Here is a 12,944-nt window from a genome sequence, read left to right on the forward strand (position 1 = left end):
ATGCCGCACACGCCATGCTGCGCCGGGCGCAGATGGCCGTTGACGAAGGCCGCGGCCTCCATGTCCTTGCGGCCCTGGGGGCGCACCACCAGCAGGCGGTACCAGCGATCGGCACAGGCCACGCACAGGCCTTTCTTGTCCGTACGCAGGCTGCCGGGCTGCACACCGTCGCAGGGCTCGTCCACGCGACCGGGCTGGAGCAGCAGGGGCAACAGCTCGTCCTGCCCGTCGAAACGGGCCTGGAGACGCGCACCGGGCCAGGGCGTCACGCCGCGGATGCGGGCGTGGACCTCGGCGGCCGGACGGGCCCAGTCGATATAGCCGTCTTCCTTGGCCAGCTTGGCGGCATAGGTGACGCGGCTCTCGTCCTGTTCCCGAGGCTGGGCGCTGCCGTCGCGGAGCTGGTCCAGCACCGTGAGCAGCAGCTCGCCCCCGGCTTCGGCCAGGGCGTCATGCAGGCTGCCCGCCGTATGCTCGCCGATGGGCACCTCGCACTGGGCGTAGACCGGCCCGGCGTCGAGAGCGGGCACGATGCGCATGATGGACACGCCCGTCACGTCACCGGGCTGCCAGTTCTCCATGACGGCGCGCTGGATGGGCGCGGCGCCGCGGTAACGCGGCAGCAGGGAGGTGTGCACGTTGAGGGTGTCCACCGTGGGGATTTCCAGCACGGCCTGCGGCAGGATGAGGCCGTAGGCGGCCACCACCAGCAGGTCGGGTTTGAGGGCGGCCAGCTCGTCCACCGCGCCTTCCTGACGGAAGTTCAGGGGCTGGTGCACGGGCAGGCCCAGCTCCAGGGCCAGCTTTTTCACCGGCGAGGGCGTCAGCTTGTGGCCCCGGCCGGCGGGCCGGTCAGGCTGGGTGTAGACGGCCACCACGTCGCCGCCGGGCCACCGGACCAGCCGCCGCAGCACGGCGGCGGCCAGGTCCGGAGTACCCATGAAGACTATCCTTTGCGCTTGAGCCATTTCTTCACCCGGGTGTCGTACAGGGAACGACGCAGACGGCCGATGCGGTCGATGAAGAGGGTGCCGTCCAGATGGTCGGCCTCATGCTGGATGACGATGGCCGGGAATCCTTCCAGATCCTCTTCCACGATCTTGCCGTCCAGATCCATGTAACGCAGGTGCACGCGCTCGGCGCGCTGCACGTCGGCCCGGTAGTTGAGGGGCACGGAGAGGCAGCCTTCCTGACGGCTGAGCACGGTGTCCTCGCTCAGGGTCAGTTCGGGGTTGATGACGACCCGGGGCTGCTTCTCCTCGTCCTGCGCGGCGGGGTCCATGACCAGCATGCGGATATTACGGCCCACCTGCGGGGCGGCCAGCCCCACGCCGGGGGCCTCGTACATGGTCTCCAGCATGTCGGCGGCCAGCTGGCGGATCTCGTCGGTGATCTCCGTCACGGGCACGCATTTTTCCTTCAGGCTGGCAGCGGGATAGGTCACAATATCCAGAATCATGGCATCCTCCCGCTAGGCCTGGGCGTTCTCGGCGGGTTTGGCGGCTTCCTTGTCGGTCTCGCGCAGGCGCAGACCCAGTTCACGCAGCTGACGCGCGGACACCGTGGAGGGCGCCTCGGTCATCAGGCAGGTGGCCTTCTGGGTCTTGGGGAAGGCGATGACGTCACGGATGCTGGACGCACCGGAAAGCAGCATGACCAGACGGTCCAGACCAAAGGCCAGACCACCGTGCGGCGGCGCACCGTGCTCCAGGGCCTGGATGAGGAAGCCGAACTGGGCCTCGGCCTGCTCGGGCGTGAAGCCCAGGGCCTGGAACATGTGGCGCTGCACTTCGGCGGAGTGGATGCGGATGGAACCGCCGCCCACTTCGTTGCCGTTGAGCACCATGTCGTAGGCACGGGCCAGGGCGCGGGCCGGGTCGCTGTTCATGATCTCCAGATGACCGGGCGCGGGCGAGGTGAAGGGATGGTGGCAGGCCACGTAGCGCTTTTCTTCCTCGCTGTATTCGAACAGCGGGAATTCCGTCACCCACAGGAAGTTGAAGGTGTTCTCGGGGATCAGGCCCAGCTGGTTGCCCAGGTGCACGCGCAGGTTGCCCAGGGCGGCGTTGACCATGGCGGGCTCGCCGGCCTGGAAGAAGACGATGTCGCCCACCTGGAGGTCCAGGGCCTCACGGATGCCGGCGCGTTCTTCTTCGGACAGGAACTTGGCGATGGGCGACTGCCACTCGTTTTCCTTGATCTTGATCCAGGCCAGGCCCATGGCGCCGTAGATCTTGACGAACTCGGTGTAGGCATCGATCTCCTTGCGGGTCATGGATTCGCCGCCGGGCACCTTCATGGCCTTGACCAGCTTGGCCTGGGCAAAGAGCTTGAAGCCGGAACCGCGCACGATGTCGGTGATGTCCACCAGCTCCAGACCGAAGCGGGTATCGGGCTTGTCCACACCGTAGCGGCGCATGGCTTCTTCATACTTCATGCGCGGGAAGGGACGGGGGATGTCCATGCCCATGACGTCGTGGAACACGCGGGCCATGAGGTTTTCGGCCATGGTCATGACCTTTTCCTCGTCCACGAAGCTCATCTCGATATCCACCTGGGTGAATTCGGGCTGGCGGTCGGCACGCAGGTCTTCGTCACGGAAGCAGCGCACGATCTGGAAGTAGCGGTCGAAACCGCCCACCATGAGCAGCTGCTTGAACAGCTGGGGCGACTGCGGCAGGGCGTAGAACTGGCCGGGGTTGAGACGGCTGGGCACCAGGAAGTCGCGGGCACCTTCGGGCGTGGACTTGGTGAGCACCGGGGTCTCCACTTCCAGGAAGCCGTCGTCGTCCAGCTGGCGGCGGATGGCCTGGGCCACCTTGTGGCGCAGGCGCAGGTTGGCCTGCATGCGCGGACGGCGCAGGTCCAGATAACGCCAGGCCAGGCGCAGGTTCTCACCGGCGTCGCAGCGTTCTTCGATGGCGAAGGGCGGGGTCTTGGAGGTGTTGAGCAGCTTCCACTCATGCACCACCACTTCGATGGCGCCGGTGACCAGGTTGGGGTTGGTCATGCCCTCGGGACGGGGACGCACCACGCCCTTGATGGCCAGCACGTATTCGGAACGCAGGATGTGCGCGTTCTCGTGCGCGGCGGGAGCGATATCAGGGCTGAAAACGACCTGGGTCAGGCCTTCACGGTCACGCAGGTCCACGAAGATGAGGCCGCCGTGGTCGCGGCGGTATTGCACCCAGCCCATGAGGCAGACCGTCTGTCCATCGTTGTCCAGGGTCAGCTGGCCGCAAGTGTGGCTGCGGGTCCAGTCGCCGAGGTCTTCGATGAACTTCTGGTGCTCCTGCTGCACGTCCAGGCTTTGCGTCTGTTCAGTCATTATTTTTTCCCATTGTCAGAATTGGCAGCAAGGAAGTCCGCCGCGGCATCCAGGGACAGGGTCTGCTGCTCACCGCTGTCCATGTCTTTGACGACCACGGCGCCGGCGGCCGCTTCATCGGGGCCCATGATGCAGCAGAAACGGGCATTGGACTTGCCCGCCTGACGCATCAGGCCCTTGAAACCGGCATCGCTGAAATTCATCTCGCCCTTGAGGCCCAGGCCGCGCAGGCGCTGCACCAGGCCGAAGCTCAGGTCGCGGCTCTGCGCGTCCATGGCCACGGCATAGAAATCCGGGCGGGGGGCTTCTTCGTCCCCGAGCATGAGGGCCAGGCGTTCCATGCCGCAGGCAAAGCCCACGCCGGGCACGTCGGGGCCGCCCACGCTCTTGACCAGGCCGTCATAACGGCCGCCACCGGCCACGGCGGCCTGCGCACCGATGCTTCCGCTTACCACCTCGAAGGTGGTGCGGCAATAGTAGTCCAGACCGCGCACCAGACGGTGGTCGATCTCGTACTTGACCCCGGCGGCGTCCAGCAGGCGCAGCACGGTGTCGAAGTGTTCCTTGCACTCGGGGCAGTTGTAGTCCAGCAGGCGGGGCGCTTCGTCGGTGACGCAGCGGCATTTTTCCTGCTTGCAGTCCAGCACGCGCAGGGGGTTGGTCTCCATGCGGCGGGTGCAGTCCTCGCACAGCTGGTCACAGCAGTCCTGGCGGTGCAGATAGTCCACCAGGGCCTGCTTGAACAGCGGGCGGCAGTGGGCGCAGCCCAGGGAGTTGAGCTTGAGCGTCAGATCCTTGAGGCCCAGCGCGGTGAGGAAGCGCGTGAGCATGATGATCAGGTCCGCGTCGGCATAGGGGCTGTGGGAGCCCAGGCATTCGCAGTTGATCTGGTGGAACTGGCGCATGCGGCCCTTCTGGGGACGCTCGTAGCGGAACATGGGACCGGTGGTGAACAGACGGCTCACGGACTCGCGGCTGTAGCGGGCATCTTCCACATAGGCGCGCATGACGCCGGCCGTGGCTTCGGGGCGCATGGTCATCATGCGGCCCTTGCGGTCCGGGAAGGTGAACATCTCTTTCTGCACCACGTCGGTCTCTTCGCCGATGGAGCGCTTGAACAGGTCGGTGTATTCCAGCACGGGGGTGCGCAGCTCCACGAAGCCGTAACGGCTGAAGATCTCGCGCGCGGTATTCTCCATACGGGTGAACAGCGAGCTCTGCGGCGGATACATGTCCGCGAAGCCCTTGATACGATTAGCGATAACAGCCATGTGAAAAACCTCGGACTAACGGCTGCCGCAGCAGCCGCCGCATTCCAGACGGAGTTTGCCCGACTCGCGGCAGGGCACGGGATAATTGCCGTCGAAGCAGGCCAGGCAGTAGCTGTCGGACTGCATGACGGAGCGCAGCAGGCCGTCGATGCTCAGGTAATGCAGGGAATCCACGTCCAGCATCTTGGTGATCTCGGGCAGGCTGTACTTGGCGGCGATGAGCTCGCCGCGCGAGGCGAAGTCGATGCCGTAGAAGCAGGGGAACTTCACCGGCGGGCAGCTGATGCGGATGTGCACTTCCTTGGCGCCCAGCTCGCGCAGCTTCTTGACGCGGGTGATCATGGTGGTGCCGCGCACGATGGAGTCGTCCACGATGCAGATCTTCTTGCCTTCGATCATGGAGCGCACGGGGTTGATCTTCACGCGCACGCCGAAGTTGCGCATGCTCTGCGTGGGCTGGATGAAGGTACGACCCACGTAGTGGTTACGGATCATGGCGTGCTCGTAGGGCAGCTCGGCGCACTGGGCGAAGCCCACGGCCGAATAGACGCCGGAATCGGGGAAGGGCATGATGAAGTCCACGTCGGGGGTGGACTCGTGGGCCAGCTGCCAGCCCATCTGCTTGCGGCACTGGTAGACCTGCTCGCCGAAGACGAAGGAGTCGGGGCGGGCAAAGTAGACCAGTTCGAAGATGCACTGGCGGGGACGTTCCGGCAGGGGGCCGCGCAGCTGTTCGCTGTGTTCGCCCTTGCCGTCCATGATCAGCATCTCGCCGGGCTGGATGGGACGCTCGTAGTCGGCTTCAAGCAGGTCGAAGGCACAGGTCTCGGAGGCCAGCACCGGCGCGCCGTCCAGACGGCCCAGGGCCAGGGGATGGAAACCGTGGGGGTCGCGCACGGCCACCATGGTGCCGCCGGCGTAGACCAGCAGGCAGTAGGCGCCGCGCACGCGGGCACAGGCTTCGCGGATGGCGTCCACCAGGTCATGCTCGCGCAGGGCGCGCACGATGAGGTGCATGAAAACTTCGGTATCGTTGGTGGTGCTGAAGATGGCGCCGTCGTTCTCCAGCTCCTCGCGCAGCTCCATGGTGTTCACCAGGTTGCCGTTGTGGGCGATGGCGATGTCCAGCCCCTTGTAGTGGGCCACGAAGGGCTGGGCGTTGCGCGCCGCGGAACGGCCCGTGGTGGAGTAACGCACATGGCCCAGAGAGATGGTGCCCGGCAGGGCCTGCAGGTTGGCTTCGGCGAAGACATCGGGCACCAGGCCCATGCCTTTGTGCTCGTGCAGCAGGCCTTTCTCGTCGATGGTGACGATGCCCGCGCTTTCCTGTCCGCGATGCTGCTGGGCGTACAGACCGAAATAGGTCAGTCGCGCCGCTTCCTCATGACCGTAGATACCCAAAAGACCACACTCGTGGCGAATCATAGCGTTTCCTCACTGCCAGCGCAAAATGCGTTGTTGTCTCCTCCGCCCTGCGGCGGGACCGTCTTCCCTCTCACCGCTCCGGGGCCCGCCTTGCAGGCAAGGCGGCCGACCAGCGCACGGCGGTACAAAGGGCGTGTCATATAACGGCGGGCCGCGCAATGCAAGTCCGCGCCCGCGCCGTTCCTCCCCTGACTCCTGCTCTGCCCCGGACAGGGAAAGAAGGGATGCACGGCCGGGTCTCCCCGGTCCCGTGCCTGCCCGGGTCCGGCCCGGCAGCTGCCGGGGACCGGAACCAAAGGGCGCGGCGTCCCCAGGGGCGCCGCGCCGCGTATCTATTCGTTGCCGTCATCGGCTCCCGCTTCCGCCGGAGCGCTCTCCAGAGGTGCCGCCGCGCTTTCGGGCGCGTCGTCATCGTCCTCCAGGTCGTCCATGCGGCTGCCGGTCTGGCCGCCTTCGTCCACGCGGTCGAAGCCCACCACATGCGCGCCTTCGTCCAGACGCACCAGCATGACGCCCATGGTGGCCCGGCCCTTGCTGCGCACGTCTTCCACGCCGATGCGCACCACCTTGTTGGCCGAGGTCAGCATGATGAGGCCGTCGTTGTCACGCACGGGCATGGCGCCCACCACGGGACCGGTCTTGGACGTGACCTTGAAGTTGATGATGCCCTTGCCGCCGCGCGACTGCAGACGGTAGAGGTCCACGCGGGTACGCTTGCCGAAGCCGTTGGCGGAAATGGACATGATCTCCGTGGTCTGGTCGTTCTCCTTGAGGATGACGCCGGCCACCACCACGTCCTGACGGCGCAGGGCGATGCCCTTGACGCCCGTGGCCACGCGGCCCATGGGACGCACGTCCTTGCAGGCGAAGCGGATGGAGTAGCCGTCGGCCGTGGCCAGCACGATGTGGCTGTCCTCACGGATGGGCCGCACCACCACCAGCTCGTCGTCCTCGCGCAGGCCCACGGCCATGAGGCCGCTCTTGCGGCAGCGCGCGTAGAGCGAGGCCGAGGAGCGCTTGACCATGCCGCGCTTGGTCACGAAGAGGAAGTACTTGTCCTCGGCGAACTCGCGCACGGCCAGCACCGTGGTGACCCACTCCCCTTCTTCCAGGGGCAGCAGGTTGTTGATGTGCACGCCCTTGGCCGTGCGGCTGCCCTCGGGCACCTGATGCACCTTGAGCTGGTGCATGCGGCCCTTGTTGGTGAACAGGCACAGGTACTGGTGGTTGGTGGTGGTCAAAAACTCCTGCACATAGTCGTCATCGGAGGTATGCAGGGCCGCGATGCCCTTGCCGCCGCGCTTCTGCTGCTGGTAGTTCTCCAGGCTGGTGCGCTTCATGTAGCCGCGGCGCGACAGGGTGATGACCACTTCCTCGTCGGGGATGAGGTCCTCGATGTCGATGCCGCCCAGGGCGTCGGTGAGCACCTCGGTACGGCGCGGCGTGGCGAAGGTCTCGCGGATCTCGCGGATCTCGCGCTTGAGTTCGGAGCGCAGCACTTCGGGGTTCTCCAGCACGGACTTGAAGAACTCGATCTTTTCCAGCAGTTCGCGGTATTCGGCCATGAGCTCTTCACGCTGCAGGCCGGTCAGGCGCTGCAGGCGCATGTCCAGGATGGCGCGGGCCTGCACCTCGGTGAGCTCGAAGCGCTGCATGAGGCCGGCGCGGGCCTCGTCCGGGCTGGCGGAAGCGCGGATCAGGGCCACCACTTCGTCGATGTGGTCGATGGCGATGCGCAGGCCTTCCAGGATGTGGGCGCGGGCCTCGGCCTTCTGCAGGTCGTAGCGGGTGCGGCGGATGACCACCTCGCGACGGTGGTCCACAAAGCAGGACAGGGCCGTCTTGAGGTTGAGCAGCACGGGACGGTTGTCCACCACGGCCAGCATGTTGATGCCGAAACTGGTCTCCAGCGGCGTGTACTTGTACAGGCTGTTGATGACGATGTCCGGGATGGTGCCGCGCTTCAGGTCGATGACCACGCGGATGCCCTTGCGGTCGGATTCGTCGCGCAGGTCGGAGATGCCGTCGATCTTGTGGTCATTGACCAGACCGGCGATCTTCTCCACCAGCGAGGACTTGTTGAGGCCGAAGGGGATCTCGCGGATGACGATGGCCTGCAGGCCCTTCTTGCGTTCTTCCACTTCCAGACGGCCGCGCACTTTCACGGTGCCGCGACCGGTGTGGTAGGCATCGGACAGGCCCTTGCCCGCGTAGACGAAGCCGCGCGTGGGGAAGTCCGGGCCCTTGACCACTTCCATGAGGTCCGAGATGGTGCACTGGGGATCGTCCAGCAGCATCTGCAGGGCGTCGCACAGCTCGCCCAGGTTGTGGGGCGGGATGTTGGTGGCCATGCCCACGGCGATGCCCGACGAACCGTTGAGCAGCAGGTTGGGCACCTTGGTGGGCAGCACCGAGGGCTCCTGCAGGGTGTTGTCGTAGTTGGGCCGGAAGTCCACGGTCTCCTTGTCGATGTCGGCCAGGAACTCGCTGGCCAGACGCGACATGCGCACTTCCGTGTAACGCATGGCGGCCGCGGCGTCGCCGTCGATGGAACCGAAGTTGCCCTGCCCGTCCACCAGCGGGTCGCGCATGGAGAAATCCTGGGCCAGACGCACCAGGGCATCGTACACGGCGCTGTCGCCGTGGGGGTGATACTTACCGATGACGTCACCGACGATGCGCGCCGATTTCTTGTGCGGACGGTTGTAACTGTTGGCCAGCTCGTACTGGGCGTACATGATGCGCCGGTGCACGGGCTTGAGGCCGTCGCGCGCGTCGGGGATGGCGCGCCCGATGATGACCGAAAGGGAATACTCCAGATAGGACTTGCGGAGTTCCTTCTCAATGCTGACTTGCGGCTGCTGTATGCCGCTGTTCTGTTCAGACACGTTTGCCTCGCAGGTAAAATATCAGGTCGGGAGCGGGTCCCGTGTTTTTTCTCAAAGGATGTCGTACCGGGGGAGCCGCCGGGCGGCCCCCGCCGGAAAACGTCCTCAGGCAGCCAGCCAGTACCTGCCCCAGAGCCAGACCAGCAGCAGCATGGTCCCCTCACCGAAGCAGACACGGATCACGGCGGGCAGGAGACGGCGCACGTCCCCCGCGCAGCGGGAGCTGGTGAAAATAAAGACGAAGATGTTGCTGAACAGCACCGCCATGGCTGCCGGATAGGCCAGGCTGTAGGCCTTGGGGTAGCCTTCCAGCGAGATGGTCAGCCACAGGCACATGGCCGCGCAGACCAGCCAGCCGCAGACGGCGATGACGGAGCAGCCGAAGCAGCTCTTCTTTTCCTTGCCGGTATCCTGCATGCGTCGTCCCTCCGGCAGCTAGATGTCCAGATCCTGCACGCTCAGGGCGTTGCGTTCGATGAACTCGCGGCGGGGCTCCACCCGGTCGCCCATGAGTTCCTCGAAGGCGTCCGAAGCCTCGTTGGCGTCCTCCACCGAGACCTGCAGCAGCACGCGGTTCTCGGGGTTCATGGTGGTCACCCAGAGCTGTTCGGGGTTCATTTCACCAAGACCCTTGTAGCGCTGGATGTTGATGCCCTTGCGGGCCTCGTCCAGGGTCATCTGCATCAGGTCGAACACGTCGCCGGCCTGGCTGCTGCTGTCCTTGCGGCGCAGGCTGAAGCTCAGCTCGCCGCACTGCTCGCGCAGGTCGTTGAACAGCTGCCAGGTCTGCCGGTACAGGCGGGAGGCAAAGAACTCCATGCCCCGGCGGGTGTGGTGGCTGCCCGTGTTCTCGAACACGGCGAACACGCGGCCTTCGTCCTCGTCCTCGCTGTGTTCCCGTTCCAGGCTCAGGGCGTATTCGTGCTTCTCCAGCCAGGCCAGGAAGTCGGCATCGCGGGCTTCCAGCAGCTCGCGGTCCACAGCGCGGGGATAGGTGGCCAGGGCCAGGAACAGGGGACGCGGCATGCCGGTGCTCTCGGCATCGGCCACGCGCAGCTCGATCTTCTCGATGGTCTCCATGAGGCGGATCAGGTCGCTGCCCATGTATTCCCGCCCGTTGGCGGCCACCACGGTCACGTCCTCGCTCACGCGGTTGAGCAGGAACTCGTTGAGCTCGGCGTCGTCCTTGATGAACTTTTCCATGCGCGCGTTGTGCACACGGTACAGGGGCGGCTGCGCGATGTAGACGTAGCCCTTCTCCACCATCTCCTGATACTGCCGGAAGAAGAAGGTCAGCAGCAGGGTGCGGATGTGGGCGCCGTCCACGTCGGCGTCCGTCATGATGATGATCTTGTGGTAGCGCAGCTTGTCGAGGTCGGTGTCCTCTTCGCCGATACCCGCACCCATGGCCGTGATGAGGGCCTTCACTTCCTTGTTGGCCAGCATCTTGTCGAAGCGGGTGCGCTCGGTGTTCAGGATCTTGCCGCGCAGGGGCAGGATGGCCTGGTTGCGCGGGTTGCGGCCCTGCTTGGCGGAGCCGCCTGCGGAGTCACCTTCCACGATGAACAGTTCGGATTCCGCGGGGTCCTTGCTCTGGCAGTCGGCCAGCTTGCCGGGCAGGGAATTGTCCGAGAGCGCGCCCTTGCGGCGCACCAGTTCCTTGGCGCGGCGGGCGGCGTCGCGGGCGCGGGCGGCGTCCACGGCCTTGTCGATGATCAGGCGGATGTCCTTGGGGTTCTCCTCAAAGTAGACCGTGAGCCTGTCATAGACCATGCCGGCCACCATGCCGGCCACTTCGCTGTTGCCGAGCTTGGTCTTGGTCTGGCCTTCGAACTGGGGCTGGGGCAGCTTGACGCTGATGACGGCCGTAAGGCCCTCGCGCACGTCGTCGCCCGACAGGGCCGTGCCCTTGAACTTCTTGGTCAGGTCGGGCTGGTTCTTCACATAGCCGTTGATGGCGCGGGTGAGCGCCGTACGGAAGCCCACCAGATGCGTGCCGCCTTCCTTGGTATGGATGTTGTTGGCGAAGGTGAGGATGGTCTCCTTGTAGCCGGCGTTGTACTGGAGGGCAAAGTCGATGGCCACATTGTCCACCACGCCTTCGGCCATGATGATGGGGTGGATGCCCTGCTGGCCGGAGTTGAGGTCGCTCACGAACTGGCGGATGCCGCCCTCGGCGTGGAAGACGTGGGTCTCGCTGGTGCGCTCGTCGATGCACTCGATGTACAGGCCCTTGTTGAGGTAGGCCAGCTCTTCGAAGCGCTTCTTGAGGGTGTCGTAGGAGAATTCCAGCACCTCGAAGATCTGCTCGTCGGGCTGGAAGCGCACCGTGGTGCCGTGGCCGTCGGCCTCGCCGATGACCGTCAGCTGGTCCTGCGGCACGCCGCGGGAATAGTGCTGGCGGTAGCGCTTGCCGTCACGGCGCACCGTGACCGTCAGCCACTCGGACAGGGCGTTGACGCAGGACACGCCCACGCCGTGCAGGCCGCCGGAGACCTTGTAGCTGTTGTTGTCGAACTTGCCGCCGGCGTGCAGTTTGGTCATGACCACCTGCACCGCGGGCACGCCTTCCTTGGGATGGATGTCCACGGGGATGCCGCGGCCGTCGTCGCGCACGGTGACGCTGTTGTCGGCGTGCAGGATGACGGTGATGCGGGTGCAGAAGCCGGCCATGGCCTCGTCGATGGAGTTGTCCACCACTTCGTACACCAGATGGTGCAGGCCGCGCACGTCGGTGGAACCGATGTACATGGCCGGGCGCTTGCGCACCGCGGACAACCCTTCGAGAATGGTAATGGATGAGGCGTCGTAGCTGGAGGCCATGTCAGGAGCCATTAAACATCTTCCTCGCTATAATAGGTGGATTCGGAAATCTTCATGGGCATGATGATGACCGTGTACTCGTTGTCTTCGGAACCGCGGATGCCGCAGGGGCCCTCGGCGCCGGTCAGGATCATGTCCACGCTGGGCGAACTGAAATGGCCCAGCACGTCCATGAGGTTGCGGGTGGGGAAGGCGATGCGGCTGATGTCGCCGCGGTAGGTCACTTCCAGGCTCTCGTTGGCCGAACCGGTGTCCTGCCCCTGGGCGGAGAGGCGCACTTCGTTGTCGCCCAGGTCGAGATAGGCGCAGCGGTCGCTGTCGGTGTTGAAGATCTGGATGCGGCCCAGGGCCTCGATGGCTTCCTTGCGGTTGACGGTGAGCAGGCTCACGCCGTCGCCTTCCAGACGGCTCATGAACACCGTGTAGTCGGGATAGTCATGACCGGCACGCGGCACGGACAGGCTCTCGGCACCGTCCAGGGTACGCAGGTACAGGCGCTTGTCGGTGATGTTGAGCTCGATCTCGTCCACGCCCAGCCACTTCTTCATGTCCTGCAGGTACTTCTTCTGGATGAGCACGCCCTCTTCGGGCAGACGGGCGGCCAGATCGTCATGGGTGAAGGAGATCAGGGCGAACTGGTGGCCGTTGAGGCCGCAAACGTCGATACGGCCGTTGCCGCAAGGCTTCATGTACAGGCAGGTGATGGCGTCGGTGGCGTCGTCGTCGCTGATGCAGAAGACCACGCGATCCAGCACGTCCTGCAGGAAGTCGCCCGACCAGGTCACCGGGGACTCGGCCGGGAATTCGGAAAAGTTCTGGAACCACTCGGCCCCGCTCACAGGCAGCTTGTACGTGCGGCGGCCCTGTTCCAGCAGCAGGTTGCCGGTGCTCTCGTCCAGCGTGAGCTGGAGCACGCCCGCAGGCAGCTGGCGCACCAGATCCACGAAAGCACGGCCCTGCACACCGATGAGGCCGGGCTGCTTCACTTCGGCGGGATAACGGCCGGTGAATTCGATATTGGCGTCCGTAGCCATGATGGACAGGCTGCCCTTCTCGGCCTTCAACCAGATGGAACGCAGGTAGGCGGCTCCTGCTTTGGCAGGGATGATGGCTGCCGCTTTCTGCAGGCCTTCGATGATCTGTTCTTTATTAACAGAAAGTTTCATAAAAGAATCCTTGTAATAATTGATGCCTGTGCTTTTGTGCGGA

General features: G+C 65.0%; 9 protein-coding genes. All 9 read right to left on the minus strand.

Translation table 11 applies throughout. The features are described 5' to 3' along the window. On the minus strand, positions 1 to 968 hold a 968-nt coding region (fmt, locus tag ACQRCJ_RS06465), incomplete at its 3' end, for a methionyl-tRNA formyltransferase (RefSeq protein ID WP_427799505.1). Further along, positions 947 to 1,459, minus strand: coding sequence for a peptide deformylase (gene def, locus ACQRCJ_RS06470; RefSeq protein ID WP_168936021.1), 513 nt, complete (start codon positions 1,457 to 1,459; stop codon positions 947 to 949). The genes def and fmt, both read right to left, overlap by 22 nt. Positions 1,460 to 1,471: 12 nt before the next feature. After that, positions 1,472 to 3,328 carry an aspartate--tRNA ligase gene (gene aspS, locus ACQRCJ_RS06475; RefSeq protein ID WP_168936020.1) on the minus strand — a complete coding sequence of 619 codons (1,857 nt, stop codon included), beginning with the start codon at positions 3,326 to 3,328 and terminating at the stop codon, positions 1,472 to 1,474. Continuing rightward, on the minus strand, positions 3,328 to 4,599 hold the full coding sequence (gene hisS, locus ACQRCJ_RS06480) for a histidine--tRNA ligase (protein ID WP_168936019.1): 1,272 nt from the start codon (positions 4,597 to 4,599) through the stop codon (positions 3,328 to 3,330). The genes aspS and hisS overlap by 1 nt, the downstream gene beginning before the upstream one ends. Positions 4,600 to 4,614: 15 nt before the next feature. Beyond that, a complete protein-coding gene (purF, locus tag ACQRCJ_RS06485) occupies positions 4,615 to 6,024 on the minus strand; it encodes an amidophosphoribosyltransferase (RefSeq protein WP_168936018.1) in 1,410 nt (469 codons plus the stop codon). Between the two features lie 332 nt (positions 6,025 to 6,356). Continuing rightward, positions 6,357 to 8,912: a DNA gyrase subunit A gene (gene gyrA / locus ACQRCJ_RS06490; RefSeq protein WP_204674512.1), complete on the minus strand. Its 2,556-nt coding sequence runs from the start codon at positions 8,910 to 8,912 to the stop codon at positions 6,357 to 6,359. Between the two features lie 105 nt (positions 8,913 to 9,017). Then, positions 9,018 to 9,329, minus strand: coding sequence for a hypothetical protein (locus ACQRCJ_RS06495; protein WP_168936016.1), 312 nt, complete (start codon positions 9,327 to 9,329; stop codon positions 9,018 to 9,020). Between the two features lie 18 nt (positions 9,330 to 9,347). Beyond that, entirely contained in the window at positions 9,348 to 11,747 is a 2,400-nt protein-coding gene (gene gyrB, locus ACQRCJ_RS06500; protein ID WP_412389221.1) for a DNA topoisomerase (ATP-hydrolyzing) subunit B, read from the minus strand. After that, positions 11,747 to 12,901 (minus strand): DNA polymerase III subunit beta, encoded by a 1,155-nt coding sequence (gene dnaN, locus ACQRCJ_RS06505; protein ID WP_289616690.1) that lies wholly within the window; start codon positions 12,899 to 12,901, stop codon positions 11,747 to 11,749. Before dnaN ends, gyrB begins: the two co-directional genes overlap by 1 nt. Positions 12,902 to 12,944: the final 43 nt, after the last annotated feature.

The sequence above is a fragment of the Desulfovibrio sp. SGI.102 genome (assembly GCF_050314315.1).
Lineage (GTDB): Bacteria > Desulfobacterota > Desulfovibrionia > Desulfovibrionales > Desulfovibrionaceae > Desulfovibrio.

Bases quoted from the DNA above. Each gene is read 5' to 3' on its own strand.
- def (WP_168936021.1), bottom strand. From the start codon at position 1,459: ATGATTCTGGATATTGTGACCTATCCCGCTGCCAGCCTGAAGGAAAAA.
- aspS (WP_168936020.1), bottom strand. From the start codon at position 3,328: ATGACTGAACAGACGCAAAGCCTGGACGTGCAGCAGGAGCACCAGAAG.
- hisS (WP_168936019.1), bottom strand. From the start codon at position 4,599: ATGGCTGTTATCGCTAATCGTATCAAGGGCTTCGCGGACATGTATCCG.
- purF (WP_168936018.1), bottom strand. From the start codon at position 6,024: ATGATTCGCCACGAGTGTGGTCTTTTGGGTATCTACGGTCATGAGGAA.
- ACQRCJ_RS06495 (WP_168936016.1), bottom strand. From the start codon at position 9,329: ATGCAGGATACCGGCAAGGAAAAGAAGAGCTGCTTCGGCTGCTCCGTC.
- gyrB (WP_412389221.1), bottom strand. From the start codon at position 11,747: ATGGCTCCTGACATGGCCTCCAGCTACGACGCCTCATCCATTACCATT.
- dnaN (WP_289616690.1), bottom strand. From the start codon at position 12,901: ATGAAACTTTCTGTTAATAAAGAACAGATCATCGAAGGCCTGCAGAAA.